The organism is Arenibacter palladensis (genome assembly GCF_900129275.1).
GTDB classification, from domain to species: Bacteria; Bacteroidota; Bacteroidia; order Flavobacteriales; family Flavobacteriaceae; genus Arenibacter; species Arenibacter palladensis.
In genome coordinates, this window is sequence record NZ_FQUX01000001.1 from 1283847 (window position 1) to 1302871 (window position 19025).

Below are 19025 nucleotides of genomic sequence, written 5' to 3' on the forward strand. Positions count from 1 at the left end.
GGCTTTATTGTTTATGGTCTTTGGCTACTTTCGAATTAAATTAATCAGGTTATTTTGCCATTTTTGAATAGGGAATAACTATGGCAAACCCCTTTTCCCTAAAATAATCTGGAGTGGTTTTGTTACCGGTGGCCAATATAAAATCTCCTCCCCAGGCCCCTAAACTTTTAATAGCCCCCTTGAAATCCGGGAACAACCGTTCTTTGACCGTGGGTATTCCTAGGATCTCGCTTAGAATTAATTCATGTTTTTTAATGAGCTTATCGAACTGTGAGAGCCGGGAGCAGGTCAATATGAGTTCGGTTATACTGTTAATTTGTGATATAGCGGAAAAGGTGTTGAATTCGGTTTTGCGATATTGGGCAATGCCTTCCCTACTGTTCTGTTTTTGATTTAGATATACAAAGTACAGGTCGTTTTTAAATGTGGGGTTGAAGGATGCCGGTTGTACAATTGGTCTGTTGTTCTTTAATTGGTATGTAATCGGAGAATTGTTTTGTGCACAGGCAATGTCGTACCCACTGCCTGTAAAGGCGTTCCATAGCAGCGCATAGGCATCTATATGGGCCCATTGGGCAACGTTATTGATCAAGGTAGAGGAAGATCCCAAACCCCATTCCCTCGGAAAGTTCAGTGCCGTGGTAATTTCGTAGCCTTGGGAGGTGCTTAAAAAGCTAGGGTTCAAATTTCGTGCTTCCAAAAGAATTTTCCGGAGAGTGTCCGAAACAACCAATGCTTCCTCGGAAACCTGGTTATTGGAAACCGGGCTAAATCCCTGCAATTCATAAACACATTCAAACCAGGGCTTTCCTTTTTCATCCAAACTTTTCCAAGTCAGCAGCCCTTCCTGATTCTCTTTTACGGATAATGATTGGCCGTATAGGGTGGGTATTGCTAAACTTTGGGCGCCATCCAAAACCAGATATTCCCCGGTAATCAATAGTTTTCCGTTACTGTAATATTGTTCTATCATTTTTTATTTCTCAATTCTTCAAAGGCTACCACTACTGCACTATGGGAGGCTGTATGCTTTTTAAAATATTCTATCAAGCTTAATTTTTCTTCTTCTGTAGCGCCCAACTGGTTCAATATATTCAATAAATGCATTTTCATATGTCCTTGTTGGATCCCCGTGGTTACCAAAGATCGCACGGCACCAAAGTTTTGGGCCAGTCCGGCTACGGCCACAATTTGCATTAGTTCTTTTGCGGTAGGATTTTGTAATATTTCCAAGGCAAGTTTTACCAGTGGATGTAATGTGGTTAGTCCACCCACCGTTCCTAGGGCCAAGGGAATTTCTATCCAGAATTTAAAGGTACCGTTTTCTATGCTGGCGTGTGTAAGGCTGGTGTAGCGTCCATCTTTTGAGGCGTAGGCATGAGCTCCAGCTTCTATGGCCCTAAAATCGTTTCCTGTGGCCAAAACTACGGCATCAATTCCGTTCATGATTCCCTTGTTGTGGGTAACCGCCCTGTAGGGCTCCACTTTTGCGATATTAACGGCACGGACCATTTTTCTTGCAAAATCCTCGGCGGTAATTCCGTGATGGGCCTTTAAATCGGAAACAGGACAGCTAACTTCTGCCTTTGCCACACAGTTGGGAATGTAATTGGAAAGAATACTCATGACTATTTCAATGTCCTTTTCCTTATCCGTAAATGGCGCATATAGCTGGGCTTCCTCCTTTAGGCATTGGGCAAAACCTTCCAAACAGGAGTTTATGAAATTGGCACCCATGGCATCCAAGGTTTCAAAAGTGCAGTGCAATTGGAAATAGTCGCCCAAATCCGAAGACTTATCCCTTAATTCAATATTCTTGATGCCACCACCTCGTTTTTCCATGTTTTTTACAATAGGGGCAACACTTTGGATCAACCTAGGCTTTACATGCTTAAAAAAAGTAGTAAGTTTTTCTGTGTCGCCCTGGTACATAAAATGTACCTGCCCTACTTTTTCAGTTCCCAGAATGGTAGTCTTAAAACCACCACGGGTCTGCCAAAATTTTGCCGCTTTACTGGCGGCTGCAACCACAGAACTTTCTTCAATAGCCATTGGAATGGCGTAAAGCTTGTTGTTTATAAGAAAATTGGGAGCAATTCCGAGTGGTAAATAAAAGTTGGTGATGGTATTTTCGATGAATTCATCATGCAAATTCTGCAATTTTTCATCAGCGCTCCAATACTGTTTTAGAACGGCAACCGTTTCATTGGGGTGTTGGGTATAAGTTTGTGCGATATAGTTAATTTTGTCCTCTTTGGACAGTTTGGAGAATCCTTCTATTGGTGTGGTCATTAGGCTAACGATTTCTTTGTGTAAAGATAGTAATATGGCGCCAATCCTCTACACATCTTAAAATGGGTTTAAAAAGGTTAAAAAATGTTATTTTTTTACTGCTAAGTCTTTTTCTTTGTGGATTTTTTAGTAAACTTGGAGATTTGAATAAATTTTTGAAAATACTGAAATTCTTATAGTTGTATTTCTGTATAAATTAATCTAATAAACTTTTGTTTTTGTGAAAAAATCCCCTTTGCTATTGCTAATAGTATTTTTTTTATGCCATTTTTCAGTGCTGTTGGCTCAAAATAAGCAGATCTCCCTGAAAGAAATTTATGATGGTACTTTTAGCGTTAAGGGTTTGGACAAATTGCAGTCCTTGAAAAATGGGAAACAATACACCATTTTAAGTGTGGATAAGGTAACAGGCACCTCGTCTATCCAAAAATATGAATACAAAACACAGAAAAAGCTGGAAACCATAGTTTCTTCTTCAAGTTCAATACCTTATTTTACGTCCTATGAGTTTAGTGGCGATGAGTCCAGATTATTGTTGGCCACGGCACTTGAGCCTATTTACAGGCGATCAACTTTGGGTTTTTACTACGTATACGACCTCAAAACTAAAGAAATCTCCGCTGTATCAAGTTCAAAAATTCAGGAACCTACCTTTTCTCCAGATGGCAGCAAGGTGGCCTACGTAAAGAACAATAATATTTATGTTTGGGACATAGCCTCCAATAATACCAAACAACTTACATTGGATGGGGTAAAAAATAAGATTATCAATGGGGTAACCGATTGGGTTTACGAGGAAGAGTTTGCCTTCGTAAGGGCTTTCGAGTGGAATTCCGATGGTTCCAAATTGGCATTCATAAGATTCGATGAAACCAAAGTCCCGGAATTTTCAATGGATGTATACGGTGCCGATCTTTATCAGGCCCAAACGGTGTTCAAGTATCCAAAGGCCGGTGAAAATAATTCAGAAGTCTCCCTGCATATTGTGGACGTGGATACTTACCAAATTACTCCGGTTGATTTGGACGATCCATATTATATTCCTAGAATTAAATGGATGCAGGATCCCAATTCTCTAAGCGTTCAGACCTTGAACCGTCACCAGAACAAACTAAGGCTATATATGGTTAACGCAAGAAATAATAGTAGTAGCCTTTTATTGGAAGAAACAGATGATGCTTATGTTAGTGTTACGGACGATCTTACCTTTATGGCCGATGACAGTTTTATATGGACCAGTGAGAAGGATGGGTTTAAGCATATTTATCTGTACGATGCAGAGGGTAAGTTAATGAATCAGGTTACAAAAGGCCCGTGGGAGGTAACCAAATATTATGGTTATGACCAAAATGAAGATTTAATTTATTATCAGTCTACCGAAAATGGATCAATAAACCGTGATGTCTATAGTGTGGGGAGCAATGGGGGGAATAAAAGGCGCCTTACGACCAAAATAGGGCAGAATGCCGCCGATTTCAGCTCCGATTTCACCTATTTCATCAATACCTATTCCAGTGCTACAAATCCCCCTGAATACACCCTACATAATTCTTTGAGCGGAAAAAAAGTCAAGGATATTTTATTCAATCATGAGCTACTGTCCAAGCTGGAGCATTATAGCATTAATCCAAAGGAATTTTCTACTATCTCTATCAATGGTAATGAGTTGAATATGTGGATGATAAAGCCTACAGATTTTGATATAACAAAAAAATACCCTTTGTTTATGACCCAATATAGTGGGCCAGGTTCGCAAAAAGTATCCAATAGCTGGATGGACACCAACGATTATTGGTTTCAAATGTTGGCCACTGATGGTTATATAGTGGTATGTGTAGATGGAAGGGGTACTGGATACAAAGGATCCAAATTTAAAAAGGTAACCTACAAGGAATTGGGGAAATATGAGGTGGAAGATCAAATAGCCGCAGCCAAGAAGTTAAGTGGATTGCCTTATATAGATGAAACAAGGACCGGCATATGGGGCTGGAGTTATGGAGGGTTTATGTCTACCAATTGTTTGTTGAAAGGGAACGATACCTTTGAAATGGCAATTGCGGTAGCACCCGTGACCTCCTGGCGTTTTTATGATTCCATATACACCGAGCGTTTTATGCGTACGCCTCAGGAAAACCCAAGTGGTTATGACGAAAACTCCCCGCTTAATTACCCGGAACTTTTAAAGGGAAACTATTTATTGGTTCATGGTTCGGCAGATGACAACGTGCACCTGCAAAATACAATGCGGATGGTAGAAGCATTGATCCGGGCCAATAAACAATTTGATTGGGCTATTTATCCCGATAAAAATCATAGTATCAATGGTGGGAACACCCGCCTGCACCTGTACACTAAAATGACCAATTTTATAAAAGAAAATCTATAATCCATAAATCATACTTATGCAAACAACTGTAAAACAAGTGCATCGAAAAGAATTATTCGGCCATCCGGTCGGACTTTATATCCTATTCTTTACTGAAATGTGGGAACGATTTTCCTATTATGGAATGAGGGCCATTCTTGTATTGTATCTAATCACCGAAACTACCGATAGAAATCCTGGTTTGGGTTGGACCAATATGGAGGCTCTGGCACTTTATGGTTGGTATACTATGCTGGTCTATGTGGCTTCTATTCCAGGGGGAATTATAGCGGATAGGATGCTTGGGCAAAAGAAAGCGGTAATTGTAGGTGCGGTGCTTTTGGTAATAGGTCACAGTATATTGGCTATAGAACAGATGTGGGCTTTTTATACTGGACTTGGTTTTATTATCGCCGGAGTGGGCATGTTAAAGCCAAATATTTCCACTATGGTGGGTGGTCTTTATCCTAAAGGTGACATTAGAAGGGATAAGGGCTTTACCATATTTTATATAGGTATAAATATTGGCGCTTTCCTTTCCAGTTTAATTGTAGGTTACGTAGGAGAGGTCTATGGTTGGCATTATGGATTTGGATTGGCCGGTATCTGTATGTTATTGGGCCTTTTACAGTTTGTTCTTGGTCAGAAATATCTGGTAGGAGTGGGCGACTTTCTCGGGAAATCTTCGAATGTGGAAGATCAGGAGGCTTTAAAGAGACCTCTTAATAAAATGGAAAAGGACAGGGTAATTGTCTTGATCCTCTCTTTCTTAATGGTAATCGTATTTTTTGGTGCGTTTGAACAGGCCGGAGGTTTAATGAATATTTATGCTTCGGAAAAAACCAATAGAATGTTGATGGGTTGGGAGGTACCCGCTTCTTGGTTCCAATCCCTGAACGCTTTTTTCATTATTGTGCTTGGTGCTGCGGTGGCCAACTTCTGGGCCAATCGCAAATTGAAAGGAAGGGAAGCTTCCTCACTTTTTAAAATGATTGTAGGACTGATCATTATGGGAACTGGATTTTTGTTTATGACTGCGGCAACAGCCCAGTTTGAAAGCTCTGGGTCATCTGCCATGTATTGGTTGGTATTGGCATATATGTTCCATACAGTGGGCGAGTTAAGTCTGTCTCCCGTTTCTTTATCATTTGTTACCAAATTGGCACCGGCCAAATATGCTTCCCTAATGATGGGCCTTTATTTTGCAACAACAGGTTTTGGAAATAAACTGGCAGGATTACTCGGAGAATCCGCTTCACATCTTGGAGAGTACACGGTATTTACTGGAATAGCCATTTTCTGTATTCTTTTTGGATTGCTTATTAGACTCTTCCTGAAAAAATTAAAGGCATTGACACATGGTGCCGAAGATAATGAGAAGAGAATTGCACAATAATGACTTAAATCGGCAATTTGTATATTAGTCCATTGGATTTTATGAATAGCCTGTAAAACTTGTTGTATTGTTCAATACAGTAGTAAGTTGTTGTTGATCCCAAAATTAATAATTTGTAATTCTGTTGTATATGAATACCGATATAGAAAATTTATTTAAGGACAAGGTTCTTGGACATCCTGCAGGACTATTTGTGTTGTTTTTTACCGAAATGTGGGAGCGTTTTTCCTTCTATGGGATGCGTATTTTATTGGTGTTATTTTTAACGGCGCCCATTATAAGTGATAACCCTGGCTGGGAATGGCCAAGGGAACATGCTCTGGCCTTGATCGGTACCTATGCTTCCCTTTTGTATTTAACGCCTATTGTTGGTGGATGGATAGCAGATAAAATAACGGGTTATAGGGTGGCAGTGGTAATAGGGTGTTTAATTATGACCCTGGGCCACGCTGCTATGGCCATCGAAACTACTGCCGCTTTTTATTTGGGCCTTGCCCTGTTGGTAATAGGTACAGGATTTTTCAAGCCCAACATTACTTCCATTATTTCCGAAATGTACCATGGTAAGGAATCCAAAAAGGATGGTGCCTATACTATATTTTACATGGGTGTTAACGCTGGAGCCTTTTTTGGAATGATGCTTTGCGGGTATCTGGCCGAAAACTTCGGTTGGTCCTGGGGCTTTGGATTAGCGGGCATTTTTATGATGCTGGGTATGTTCCAATTTTGGCTAGCCAAGGATTTGTTTGGAAATATTGGTGCTAAACCCCTTAAAAAAGAGGAAACAGCCATATCCGGAATTGAAACGGATAGTTTAGCGGGTAAGCAGGGGGATAATGAGGTAGAAACCAAATTGAATCCCTTTACCCTTTTTGATAAGGTGTTGATCGTTTTATCGTCCATTGGTGGGTTGCTTTATTTATTTAATGATCCCTTTGAAAAAATACAAGGTACCAACTTGATGCCATTTAGTCTAGGTAATCTAAGTGGCACCAATGTGGTAATCCTTTGTTCCTTGTTGTTATTTTTAGTTTTGTTGGTTACCAGAATAGCCAGATACCTACCTGTAGTAAGGGATCGAATTATAGCTGTGTCGATTTTTGGGTTTTTTACGGTCTTCTTTTTTGCTTTTTTTGAACAATCCTTGGGGTCAATGACCATTTTTGCCAGGGATTATACCAATAGGGAACTTGTTGGCCAGTCAGCTATGATCTTTAAGGTGGTAGATGCCTTGTTAACAACAGTCCCCCTAGCAATTATTAGTTGGGTGTTGGTGTTATTGGCAAAAAAGACCTTTACGCGTATAGGTCTTTCAAATATTGTTCTGGCTGTTGCTTTTGTTGGACTTTGGATACTGGTGATCTATAGGCTAATGGATAAATTTTCCCAAGAAGGCAATCAAGTGGATGCCACTTGGTTCGGCATTTTAAATTCATTTTTTATTATTACCCTAGCCCCATTTTTTTCCAGATGGTGGGAAAGTAAATATAATCCCAGTGCAGCCATGAAATATGGAATAGGTCTTATTTTATTGGGCTTGGGCTTTGCAGTATTGTCATTTGGTGCATCCGGGATACCTTCAGGGGCGCAGACCGCATCCGTGAGTATGATATTTTTAATTTTGGCGTATTTGTTACATACCATGGGAGAGTTGTGCATCTCCCCGGTAGGACTTTCCTATTTAAGTAAACTTGTACCGGCACGTATGATCGGTTTTATGTTCGGAATCTGGTATTTGGCCATTGCTATCGGGCAAAAGGCAGCAGGAACGATGGGGGGGATGATCGATAGGATTTCCGAACAATACTCTATGGGTACCTTCTTTTTAATTTTTACTTTAGTTCCCGTGGGTGTTGGACTTATTTCAATCATTTTAAATCCACTCTTAAAAAAGTTAATGCACGGCATAAGGTAACTAAGGCCAGGTATACACAAATGCACCTTTTTCACCCGTGTAGTGAAAAGGGAGCATTTTTTTATGGCATGTGTATTTCCATCGATCCACATAACTTTTATAATTGCTACCATCCGCAATAACAATATCGGGAGCAATGGAATCTAAAAGCCGCTCTAAATTAATTTTTGGGGATTGGGTCAATACTAAGGTAGAAACATCATAATTTATGGGAAGCGCTGTATTGATACTGTCCAATAAAACCATTCTTTTCCCTTTTATTAGATAACTGTTTTTTATAGGTCGATGTTCCAATTCCGTGGTGTTTTGGGCAATGGCATAATCGTTGGTCATTCTTGTTGTGGCTGTTGGGTTGGAGCAATATACCGTAAGTTTTTGTCCTGTTTGATGGATTAGACCACTATTACGGGCCACATGTCCTATCATTAGGGATTCCTTTTTCTGTGCAAGATGCCCAATGCCCAGTACATAGCATTGAAAGCAAAGGACAAATACTAGGAATACAACGACCCTTTTGTAGGATGCTTTAATGAAGACAGTTACCATGGTTGTAATAATACCATAACTGAGAATTAACTGTACGGCATCAAAAGAAATATTTCTAAAAAGAAAGTTTTCCTGCTGGGCAACCAGCCCAATAACCCAATTCATCCAACGTATAACATTGTCGTATACGGTAACGAAAACATGCGGTAAACTGTTGACCTGGGAAAGGACTATTACCAATATTCCAAAGCCTAAAATAAAGGTCAAAAAAGGAAGGATCAATAGACTTGAAATTAAAAATAATGCGGGGAATTGATGAAAATAAAATAGACTTATAGGGAATACCCCCAGTTGAGCGGCAATACTTACGGAAACTAATTCCCATCCCTTTTTTATGATCCAATACTGGGGATGCCAAATTTTTTGCAACAAGGGGTATATCCAGACAATTGCAAAAACAGCGGCATAACTTAATTGAAACCCTACCTGAAATAATAATAGCGGATCCAACACCAGTAAAATAAAGAACAGGGACAATGCCAGAATATTAAAATGACTTGTTGGCCTATTCAAGTACAGGGCATACGCTACAAAGGTAAACATGGTTGTTGCTCTTAGGATGGAGGCAGAAAGTCCGGCCAAAAGGGCAAATGCCCATAAAAATAAGACAATAACGACCAATTTTATGGTCCTTCCTTTAGGAAGAAGTTCCAGTGGCCTCAATAAAAAATGGAGCAGGCCCAAAAGAATTCCGATATGTAAACCGGACAATGCCAAAATGTGATAGGCTCCTGCATTCTTATAGTCGGTGTCTATTTCCGCTGTAATTTCATTTCGCTGCCCAAGGAGAAGTGCTTGGATAACACCCAATTCTTCTGGGCCGAAATTTTCATTCTTTAATTTTTTAATGATGTGGCCCCGTATTTTGTAGGCTAATCCAAAGATGGTGGTGGAGGATTGGGGCATGATGTGGTAGTCGTGTCCTGCTAGTTTTGCCTGATGTCCTATTCCAATATTGGACAGATATTTTTTGTAATTGAATTGATGAGGGTTTAAAGGGGGTGTTATAGGGTAGAGGGTGGTATAGGTCAATATTTCGTCATCTACCATAAGGGGTCCAATCGAAGAATCCACCGCTATATTCAATAGTATTTTACCGCTGACTTTTAAACTGTCCATGCTGTTAACATGTGCCACATACCTATCCGAATAGTCATTAGGCTTTAATACTTCACGAATTTTTAATGTATAGACCTTATTTTTAGCAAGATTTTGTTGGCTATAATGTCGGCCCAGATTGCGTGACTCACTTAGGGTTAGGCTTAATATACCAATGGCTATGGCCAAAAGTCCCGCAAAAAGTGCAAAGAGGAGTGTGGGTAATTTATTATAACGGACAAATACAACTCCCAATAGGAACAGCGAAACTACAGTAATTGAGAAAGATAGTGCAAGTGACGGACGTAGGTAATATCCAATCAAAATTCCGCAGATAAGGCATAAAGTAAGCTTTACGGTCGTAAACTGCAGCAGTCGCATCCTACAGGATCCGGGCAGCCTTAATAAAGGCATAATTCCAATAACCCTCCTGTAGAGAGGAAACTATAACACCTCGGGATGAGGTGGAATGAATGAATTTGATTTCATCCCCGTCTACCTGGACCACCAGGCCAACATGGTTTATATTGTTTTTTCTTCTGGAGGTCCCAAAAAAAAGTAGGTCGCCTTTGCTGACTTCCTTTAGATTTATTTTTTGGGCTTCCTCTGCCATTTGATAAGAGGCGCGCGGCAATTGAATATCGTGTTCCCCAAAGGCAACATATAGCAATCCGGAGCAGTCCATGCCTTTGTTGGTAATACCTCCAAATTTATAGCGGGTACCTGAAAAGGTTAAAGCGGTATTTATAATCTGTTCAGTAATTTTTGTCGCCGGTTTGTTTATGGATTCACCACCCAATGGTGTCTCACCTTTTATTTCGGTTGGTTTTTCCGAAGCTTCTACTGTTATTTTTCTTTCTTCGCGAGAGACATTTTTTTTCTTGGCCGCACCGCAGCCAACCAGCGAAATAATTAGGAATAAAGAAAGAAATCTTTGAATCATCCAAGTAAAAGTTAGTGCTCTTGGATATCAAATTTAAATAATTAATTTAAAATCCGTCATTTTTTTCAGAAAACCCTTATAACTATTTCCGGTTAAATCGCAAGAAATTGCTTTTTCAAACCACGGGTTTATCAATTTGGGTATGGTTTAAAATGGGGTAATGCGTGGTTCCTTTAATCTTCAAAAATTTTCAATGATCCAATTGGGCACTTTGGATTATTAGGGATGCCGCTTTTTCACTGGCGCCCTTGCCTCCAAGTTTTTTTTCGAGTTCGTAATAGGCTTCAAACTGCTTCTTTCTTTCAGGTCCGTTTAAGATTTTATCGAGCTCAGTGGTTAGGTTTTTGGTATTTAAATCGTCTTGGATAAGTTCTTTTACAACCTCTTTGTCCATTATAAGGTTCACTAAGGAAATAAATTTAAGGGTAATGATCCTTTTTGCAATTTGATAGGAGATCCAATTGGCACGGTAACAAACAACTTGGGGGATCTTAAAAAGGGCCGTTTCCAAGGTGGCCGTTCCGCTGGTTACCAAGGCGGCAAAGGAAAGGCTCAATAAATCATAGGTCTTGTTGGAAATAAGACTTACTTGGGTCGATTTCAGAAAGGGCTGGTAAAACTCCAAGTCCAAACTAGGTGCCCCGGCAATTACAAATTGAAATTTGGGAAAAGATTTTGTAACGGACAACATTAGGGTAAGCATTTTTTGGACCTCTTGTTTTCTGCTACCAGGCAACAGGGCAATAATGGGTTTTTGTAAATCCAAATTATGCTCTTCCCTAAATTTTTTATCGCCTATTCTGGGAACCTCCCCAATGGCGTCTATAAGGGGGTGGCCAACAAAATTAACTGGATAATTGTGCTTTTTTTCATAAAATTCCTTTTCAAAAGGAAGAATTACGTGCATGGCATCAATATCCCTTTTTATCTTATGAATCCTTCCTTCACGAGAGGCCCATATTTGTGGGGAAATGTAATAATTGGTCTTAAATTTGTTCTTTTTTGCCCAAGAGGCTATTCTAAGATTAAAGCCGGAATAGTCAATAAAGACAATTACATCTGGATTAAATTCGCTGATATCTTCCTTGCAAAAGGCAATATTCTTAAATATTTGATTGATATTGGTTATCACTTCCAGAAAGCCCATAAAGGCCATTTCCTTGTAATGCTTTACCAAGTTGCCTCCTGCCGCTTTCATTAAATCGCCGCCCCAACAGCGAATGTCGGCATCCGAATCCTTTTTTTTAAGGGCTTTTATGAGGTTGGAACCATGAAGGTCGCCCGATGCTTCGCCAGCGATGATATAGTATTTCATCCGTTTAGTTTCTGTGGTTCATAAGTCGTCCTGACGTTAGTTGATATGGATGGCGCAAGCCCGATCCTAGAAAACTTTATAATACAATATTAGCATGGCGGTGAAAAGGGTTGCGATCATTACACCCCTTGCCCTGTAATCCCTGCGTATTCTTAAAAAACCAAAAAAGGCTACCAAATTTAGAATGGCACCTAGCGCCAATAAACTGCCAACATGTCCCTGCTGAACCGCGGCCTGGTATGTTTCTATAATGCCGAAGTCGGAAAAGATAATTATATACAGTAAAGTTCCTATGGTATTGGCAATGAGGCCAACTATTAATCCGATTAATATTTCTTTTTTAATCATTTAAATTCCAATTATTTATGCGTTGAATGGCGTGGTGTGCCGTGAGGTCAAATTGCGTGGGGACTACCGAAACATAGTTCTGTGACAGGGCATATTCATCCGTATCCTCTCCCTTGTCCAAGAGTTCAAATTCTCCGGTTAGCCAGTAATATTCCTTTCCACTGGGATTGGTTCTTTTGTCAAATTTTTCTTTCCAGTTGGCTCTGGCCTGTCTACAGATTTTTATGCCTTTGGGTGCCTTATTGTCGGTTTTGGGAATATTAACATTAAGCACAACCCCATTGGGAATACCATTTTTTAAGGCCTCCCGTACTATTTTTTGGACTGCCTCCTTGCTGGTCTCAAAGTTGGCGTTCCAGGAATAATCACAAAGGGAAAAGCCTATGGCGGGTATTCCTTCAATACCGGCTTCTATAGCTGCACTCATAGTACCAGAGTATATAACATTGATAGAGGAATTGGAGCCGTGGTTTATACCGCTAACACACAGATCGGGTTTTCTCCCCAAGAGTTCCTGAAGGCCAAGCTTAACACAGTCTGCCGGAGTTCCGCTACAACTGTATTCTTCATCTGCACCGTTTTCCAAATCTACCTTAATCTTTTTTATATACAGGGTGTTGTCTATGGTTATGGCATGGCCCATTCCAGATTGTGGGCTGTCCGGGGCCACTACGACTACCTCTCCCAATTCCATCATAAATCGAATTAAAGCCCTTAGGCCAGGAGCTGTAATTCCGTCGTCGTTAGTGACAAGGATCAAAGGTTTTGCCATGGTATATAATTTATGCTGCAAAAATACGTTTTTAATCTATTACCGCTTTTTCAATTAAGAAGGGTATATCTTTAAATTTTGAGATGAATTTATGGAAATGGCCAGTTACTTCCAACCTTTGTCAGTGTCCCGGGCAATTGAGATATTAACAAAAGATTAATGGCATATTGGTATAATATGGCACGATTTTTTCGTTATCTTAGAGTAATTGGCATATTAGACCACTTTTAAAAGGCAAAACTTGGATTGCAGAGGTGGTTTGATTAATTTTAGATGATTGAAAGATTACAAAATGGAGGGGTAGTTTCTGTTGTATAAATTACTCCATATGTGGAAAAAAATAAAAAAGAATAGATGAAAAGAAATTTAGCCTACGCCTTGATTGTAATGCTTGTTGCAGTTGCTTCATGCAGTTTTACCAACAAATCATTTGAAACTGACGATAAGGACAAGTTGTTATTGGACCTTATTACTTATGTACTGGAGCGCGGCCATTATCAGCCTAAAGATATCGACGATGATTTTTCCGTTCATGTTTTTGAAGGCTTTTTGGATATCTTGGATCCCACAAAAAGATATTTTTTGGAAAGCGACATACAGGAATTTGAAAAATATAAGTTTCAGTTGGATGATCAGATAAAGAATACCGACATAACTTTTTTCGATATGGTTTACCAACGCTTATTGAAGCGAATGGAGGACGCCAAGGAGATTTATAAAGAGGTTTTGGATGAACCATTTGATTACAGCGTTGATGAAACCATTGAGATCAATTATGATGAACAAGGATATGTAGCCTCCCGCAAAGATTTAAAAGAGCGTTGGAGAAAGCAATTAAAATACGCCACTTTGGGCACTTACGATTCCAAATTGAATTTGAACAGGGATTCTGCCAAAACCAGCACAGATGCGACTGAGGAGGTTGCCTTTGAAGATGATAACAGTACGACCGGACCATTAACTCCAGCACAGGCTGAAAAGGCTGCAAGGGAATCTACCAAGAATACCTTGGATGATTATTTCGATTTTGTGGATGATCTGGAACGTAAGGATTGGTTTGTGCAATACTTAAATACCATAGTTGAAGTTTTTGACCCGCATACCTTTTATTTTGCTCCGGACGACAAGGAAAAATTTGACACCAGTATGTCAGGTAAATTTGAAGGTATTGGTGCCCGACTTCAAAAGAAAAAAGATCAGACCAAGATAGTTGAGATTATATCCGGTGGACCCGTTTGGAGGGATCAGCAATTGGAAGTTGGTGATGAGATTCTAAAAGTTGGACAAAATGGGGAAGCACCTGTGGATATTGTGGGTATGCGCTTGGATGATGCCATTAAGTTTATTAAAGGTCCCAAAGGTACCGTTGTGGATTTGACGGTTAGAAAAGTAGATGGTTCCCTTGTGGTAATCTCCATTACCAGGGATGTAGTGGAATTGGAAGAATCCTATGCCAAATCTGCTGCTGTCATAAAGGGCAATCAGAAATACGGACTTATTAATCTACCTAAATTTTATGTGGATTTTGAGGACTACAATGAAAGAAACGCCGCTACAGATGTGGCAAAAGAAGTAGAAAGATTAAAAGAAGCAGGAGCCGAGGGCCTAATACTTGACCTTCGTGATAATGGTGGTGGATCCCTAAAGACAGTTGTGGAAATGGCTGGATTATTTATTAAGGACGGGCCAATTGTACAAGTGAGGTCTACCGATAAAAAACCAGAGGTATACAATGATAAGGACGAACGTATACAATGGGATGGACCTTTGGTAATTTTGGTAAATGAATTATCGGCCTCTGCATCCGAGATTTTGGCCGCGGCCATGCAAGATTATAAAAGAGGTGTGGTTATTGGCAGCAAACAAACCTTCGGTAAGGGAACAGTTCAAAATGTAATCCCCTTGGAGAATATTGTAAGAGGAAATGAGCACGGGGATTTGGGAGCAATAAAACTTACTACCCAAAAATTCTATAGAATAAATGGGGGGTCAACCCAATTGGAAGGTGTTAAGAGCGACGTTGTTGTTCCGGACCGTTATAGTTATATAGACCTAGGGGAAAGGGATCAGGAAAATCCTTTGACTTGGGATAAGATTTCCCCAGCGGAGTACACTCCTTGGGATGGCTATATCGATTATGAGACTACAATTGCCAGTAGCACCAAAAGAATGGCGCAGAACAATCAAATAAAATTGATTGAGGAAAATGCGCAATGGATCAAAAAAGCACAAGATGAAACTGTAGTTTCTTTGAAATACGAAGAATATAAGAAAGGATTGGAACTGGATAAGGAAAAGGCCAAGTATTTTAAGACCATTTCGGATTACGATTCACACCTTACCTTTGAATCATTGCAATATGAAAAAGAGTTGTTTACACAGGATTCCGTATTAAGGGAAAAGCGCGATCGTTGGCATAAGGATTTGGCCAAGGATGTTTATGTAGAGGAGGCTGTTAACGTTTTACAGGATCTGAAATTGAATAATATAAAGAACTCTAAATTAGCCAGTGTAAAGGGTTAATTTTAGATACCTATTATAAATTAAAACCTGCTCTATGAGCAGGTTTTTTTATGAAATTAACTAATGTAATGTAGATTATAACAAGAGGTAATTATTTAAAAAGTCCATCACTTTTTCTGCCGGCATTTCACATGGGTTTAATTTCTCCCCCTTTTTCGAGATATAGAAGTTAAAACTTATGAAATCATTGCCGCCCAACTCTTCCGCATATACTTTAGTACTCCTTCCTTCATTAAAATCGGTTCTACTAAGGGAATACTTTTTGCCTTGGAACAGGACAGTGGAGTGGCCCATTGGGATGGCTTTTATTTTTCTTGATAGCATTTGTCAAGGAAATAATAGTGTTCTAACCTATGAACTGCAGGATAGCATGGAACATCCTACTTTGTGCCTGGCCCATTCCGGTCGTTTCACAAACCATTTTTCGGCCGAGGTTTGTTCTTGATATGGATTTTTTAATAATTGAAAAAATTCATCCAATAAGGAATAATCACCCTTATCCGCATCATCTATGGCCAATTGTGCCATATAATTTCTTAAAACATACTTTGGGTTTATATTATTCATTTTTTCCGCTCTCTGACTATCACCAATACTTTCCTTTTGTAATCTATTTTGGTAGTCGGCAAACCATTGCATCCATTTTTCAAGAATATCGCCCTTAACTTCTTCTTGTACGTAAAAGGCATCCATTACTGGGGCCAAATAGTCCTCATTGGAAAGGTTGTCTTTTGAAATGCGGTTCAGATTTCTAAAAAATATGGTCATATCCGTTTCCGTCAATTGAAGGTTTTCCTCCAATCTGTTCAAAAGCTCTGCATCATTTTTGTCGGTATTGAAAAGACCAATTTTGGATTTCATCATCGAGAGATATTTTGTGGGATAATTATTACGGTATTCCATTAAAATGTCTTCAAGTGGCTTTGCCTCCTCTATTAATGGGAAGAGGGCGTTTGCCAATTGATAAAGGTTCCAAAGGCCAATGTTTATTTGGTTACCATATCTATACCGTTTATACTGCCGATCCGTAGTATTGGGGGTCCAGCCTTCCTCGTAACCTTCTAGCCATCCATAGGGCCCGTAATCTATTGTAAGGCCTAGAATGGACATATTATCGGTATTCATTACCCCATGTACAAAGCCTACACGTTGCCAGTGTATAATCATTTCAAGGGTGTTGTGGGTAACCTCCCTAAAAAAGTGAAGATACCCTTCCTTGGTCCCCTCCTTTACATGGGGGAAGAAATGCCTTATGGTATAATCCGCAAGTGTTTTTAAAGTTTTTTTATCCTGTTTTGCAGAAAAAATCTCGAAATTTCCAAAGCGTATAAAGGAAGGTGCCACCCTGCACACCACGGCTCCCTTTTCGTATTCAGGGTTGCCATTATAAAGTACATCCCTTAGCACCTGGTCCCCTGTGAGCGCTATGGATAATGCTCTGGTGGTAGGCACTCCCAGATGGTACATGGCTTCGCTGCACAAGTATTCCCTAATAGAGGAACGCAATACAGCCAGTCCGTCTGCCGTTCTGGAATAGGGAGTCTCCCCGGCGCCTTTAAGTTGTAACGCCCATTGTTTATTATTTTGGTTAACTTCAAATAGATTTATGGCTCTACCATCTCCCAGTTGTCCGGCCCAATTGCCAAATTGGTGCCCTCCATAGCACATGGCGTAAGGATTGGTGCCTGACAATACCGAGTTGCCGCTAAAAATACTTTTGAACTCTTCGGACTTGAGATCGTCTTCGGTCAGCCCCAGATCCAGGGCCAATTCTTTAGAGGCATGAATCAAACTTGGGTTTGCAGTCGATTTTGGTTTTACATAGGAGAAGCATGCCTGCGTAACCTGTCTTCTGGTGTTTTCATGGACAGGGTCGGCAGGGAGTTCAGTATTAAAGGTATCCTTAATATTAAGGTTCATAGAGTGTTTATTCAATTATCGAGTTCCATTTTTCACTTCTTCTGGCAACAGCCTTTATGTAGGAGCATACTGCCACGGCCTTGTATCCTTCTTTTGTCAACTGCTCAAAGGTTCGTTCCACTAGCTCCTTGCCATATCCTTTGCCCCTAAGATTATAGGGTACTTCCGAATAGGTCAAATACATTTTGCCATCCCTTAACTGGTATGCCACCTTGGCAATTTCGCCATTGATGGCCATGGTAAATCTATGGTTATCTTTTTCGTGTTGTACGGTCAAATTATCCTTGATTATGTTGTTTTGCATTTTATATTCCCTTTAAATTTTAGTGAAGGTACTTTCCAAGGTATTCGGAAATGGTTTTATGCCCCTTGTTTAATATAAGTACGGAATAGGCCGTTAATTCATTGGCCTTATGTAATCTACTTATAAGGGGGGCTTGTAGTTGCCCACAAACCAGGCTATTGCAATAATTGGTGTTCCTATACTTTTGTTCTTTTAATTTTATCCGCATGCATTTTTCTTAGCTTGCTTAGTTTTGGGGAAATAACGGCGCTGCAATAACCTTGGGATTGATTATTTCTATAATAATTCTGGTGATATTCCTCTGCTTCATAAAAGGTTCCTAGAGGGCTTATTTCCGTAACAATGGCTTCCTCGTAATAGGGTGCCACTTCCTTTAGGACCAACCCGGCAATTTCTTTTTGGGTTTCATTGTGATAGTATATTACAGATCGATATTGTGTCCCTATATCTGCTCCCTGTCTATTTAAGGCAGTTGGGTCATGGCTGGTCATGAATATGACCAAGATGTCCTCATAGGATATTATATTGGCGTCATATGTTATTTGTACCACTTCCGCATGTCCGGTAAGTCCAGAACAAACTTCCCTATACGTGGGCTTGCCAGGAGCGTTTCCACCGGTATATCCCGAAATTACCTTTTGCACACCTTTGACTTCCTGAAAAATTGCTTCCACGCACCAAAAGCATCCACCTCCTACAGTAGCGGTCTCTAATTTTTTATTGTCCATTTGATACCCTTTCTTTAACTATTTTCATAGACTCTGAATTAATACAATAACGCAAACCACTTGGTTCCGGTCCGTCCGGAAACACATGCCCCAAATGGGCATCACAGGTATTGCACATTACTTCTACCCTTATCATACCAAAAGAAGTGTCCTTGTGGTACTTAATGGCATTTTCTTTTATGGGTTGTGTAAAACTTGGCCAGCCAGTACCCGAATTAAATTTTATAGTGGAATCGAATAAGGGGGTGTCGCAGCATATACAGCTGTATTTCCCTGCCTCATGGGTGCTGCAAAGCGCTCCGCTATGAGGTGCTTCAGTTCCTTTTTTCCTTGTAATCCTAAATTGTTCGGGAGTTAGTAGGTCTCGCCATTCCTCTTCCGTTTTTTCCACTCTTTTGTCAGGTTGTGGGTTTCCCTTTGCACTGTAATTAATAATGTCTTTCCAAGTTAGCATGTATATTTTCCTTTCTTTATTATTGATTAAATATTAATCGGCAATGTATATAATATAGGTCTTTGGTAGTACTGGAAGTGTTGGAACGATTTGGCCATTAACATTT

General features: G+C 39.9%; 16 protein-coding genes. 4 read left to right on the forward strand and 12 right to left on the reverse strand.

What is annotated here, in order from left to right; translation table 11 throughout:
- Positions 1 to 49 precede the first annotated feature (49 nt).
- Positions 50 to 973 carry a GYDIA family GHMP kinase gene (locus BUA60_RS05135; RefSeq protein ID WP_072860608.1) on the reverse strand — a complete coding sequence of 308 codons (924 nt, stop codon included), beginning with the start codon at positions 971 to 973 and terminating at the stop codon, positions 50 to 52.
- Positions 970 to 2292: a hydroxymethylglutaryl-CoA reductase, degradative gene (locus BUA60_RS05140; RefSeq protein WP_072860609.1), complete on the reverse strand. Its 1323-nt coding sequence runs from the start codon at positions 2290 to 2292 to the stop codon at positions 970 to 972. The genes BUA60_RS05135 and BUA60_RS05140 overlap by 4 nt, the downstream gene beginning before the upstream one ends.
- 220 nt (positions 2293 to 2512) lie before the next feature.
- Here BUA60_RS05140 and BUA60_RS05145 point away from each other — a divergent pair, with 220 nt between their 5' ends.
- The 3 genes from BUA60_RS05145 to BUA60_RS05155 all read left to right on the forward strand — a co-directional run bounded on the left by BUA60_RS05145 (position 2513) and on the right by BUA60_RS05155 (position 7968).
- On the forward strand, positions 2513 to 4678 hold the full coding sequence (locus tag BUA60_RS05145) for a S9 family peptidase (protein ID WP_072860610.1): 2166 nt from the start codon (positions 2513 to 2515) through the stop codon (positions 4676 to 4678).
- A 16-nt stretch (positions 4679 to 4694) separates the two neighbouring features.
- Positions 4695 to 6053: a peptide MFS transporter gene (locus tag BUA60_RS05150; RefSeq protein WP_072860611.1), complete on the forward strand. Its 1359-nt coding sequence runs from the start codon at positions 4695 to 4697 to the stop codon at positions 6051 to 6053.
- Between the two features lie 130 nt (positions 6054 to 6183).
- Entirely contained in the window at positions 6184 to 7968 is a 1785-nt protein-coding gene (locus BUA60_RS05155) for a peptide MFS transporter (RefSeq protein ID WP_072860612.1), read from the forward strand.
- Here BUA60_RS05155 and BUA60_RS05160 read toward each other — a convergent pair whose 3' ends face one another.
- The 5 genes from BUA60_RS05160 to surE all read right to left on the reverse strand — a co-directional run bounded on the left by BUA60_RS05160 (position 7969) and on the right by surE (position 12990).
- Entirely contained in the window at positions 7969 to 10026 is a 2058-nt protein-coding gene (locus BUA60_RS05160) for a ComEC/Rec2 family competence protein (protein WP_245802497.1), read from the reverse strand.
- The gene (locus BUA60_RS05165) at positions 9995 to 10555 is read right to left on the reverse strand and encodes a C40 family peptidase (RefSeq protein ID WP_072860614.1); all 561 of its coding nucleotides are present in this window, start codon (positions 10553 to 10555) and stop codon (positions 9995 to 9997) included. Before BUA60_RS05165 ends, BUA60_RS05160 begins: the two co-directional genes overlap by 32 nt.
- 190 nt (positions 10556 to 10745) lie before the next feature.
- Complete coding sequence (gene lpxB / locus BUA60_RS05170; protein WP_072860615.1) at positions 10746 to 11870, reverse strand: lipid-A-disaccharide synthase; 1125 nt, start codon at positions 11868 to 11870, stop codon at positions 10746 to 10748.
- 66 nt (positions 11871 to 11936) lie between these two features.
- Entirely contained in the window at positions 11937 to 12218 is a 282-nt protein-coding gene (locus tag BUA60_RS05175; protein WP_072860616.1) for a hypothetical protein, read from the reverse strand.
- Positions 12211 to 12990, reverse strand: coding sequence for a 5'/3'-nucleotidase SurE (surE, locus tag BUA60_RS05180; protein WP_072860617.1), 780 nt, complete (start codon positions 12988 to 12990; stop codon positions 12211 to 12213). Before surE ends, BUA60_RS05175 begins: the two co-directional genes overlap by 8 nt.
- Before the next feature lie 354 nt (positions 12991 to 13344).
- Here surE and BUA60_RS05185 point away from each other — a divergent pair, with 354 nt between their 5' ends.
- On the forward strand, positions 13345 to 15513 hold the full coding sequence (locus tag BUA60_RS05185; RefSeq protein WP_072860618.1) for a carboxy terminal-processing peptidase: 2169 nt from the start codon (positions 13345 to 13347) through the stop codon (positions 15511 to 15513).
- A 75-nt stretch (positions 15514 to 15588) separates the two neighbouring features.
- Here the strand turns inward: BUA60_RS05185 and BUA60_RS05190 are convergent, their stop codons facing one another.
- From BUA60_RS05190 to msrB, 5 genes are all read right to left on the reverse strand, one after another.
- On the reverse strand, positions 15589 to 15837 hold the full coding sequence (locus BUA60_RS05190; protein ID WP_072860619.1) for a peptide methionine sulfoxide reductase: 249 nt from the start codon (positions 15835 to 15837) through the stop codon (positions 15589 to 15591).
- A 27-nt stretch (positions 15838 to 15864) separates the two neighbouring features.
- Positions 15865 to 17433 (reverse strand): protein adenylyltransferase SelO, encoded by a 1569-nt coding sequence (locus tag BUA60_RS05195; protein ID WP_072860620.1) that lies wholly within the window; start codon positions 17431 to 17433, stop codon positions 15865 to 15867.
- Between the two features lie 7 nt (positions 17434 to 17440).
- A complete protein-coding gene (locus tag BUA60_RS05200) occupies positions 17441 to 17737 on the reverse strand; it encodes a GNAT family N-acetyltransferase (protein ID WP_072860621.1) in 297 nt (98 codons plus the stop codon).
- A 176-nt stretch (positions 17738 to 17913) separates the two neighbouring features.
- Complete coding sequence (gene msrA, locus BUA60_RS05210) at positions 17914 to 18465, reverse strand: peptide-methionine (S)-S-oxide reductase MsrA (protein WP_072860623.1); 552 nt, start codon at positions 18463 to 18465, stop codon at positions 17914 to 17916.
- Positions 18455 to 18919: a peptide-methionine (R)-S-oxide reductase MsrB gene (gene msrB / locus BUA60_RS05215; RefSeq protein ID WP_072860624.1), complete on the reverse strand. Its 465-nt coding sequence runs from the start codon at positions 18917 to 18919 to the stop codon at positions 18455 to 18457. Before msrB ends, msrA begins: the two co-directional genes overlap by 11 nt.
- Positions 18920 to 19025 lie beyond the last annotated feature (106 nt).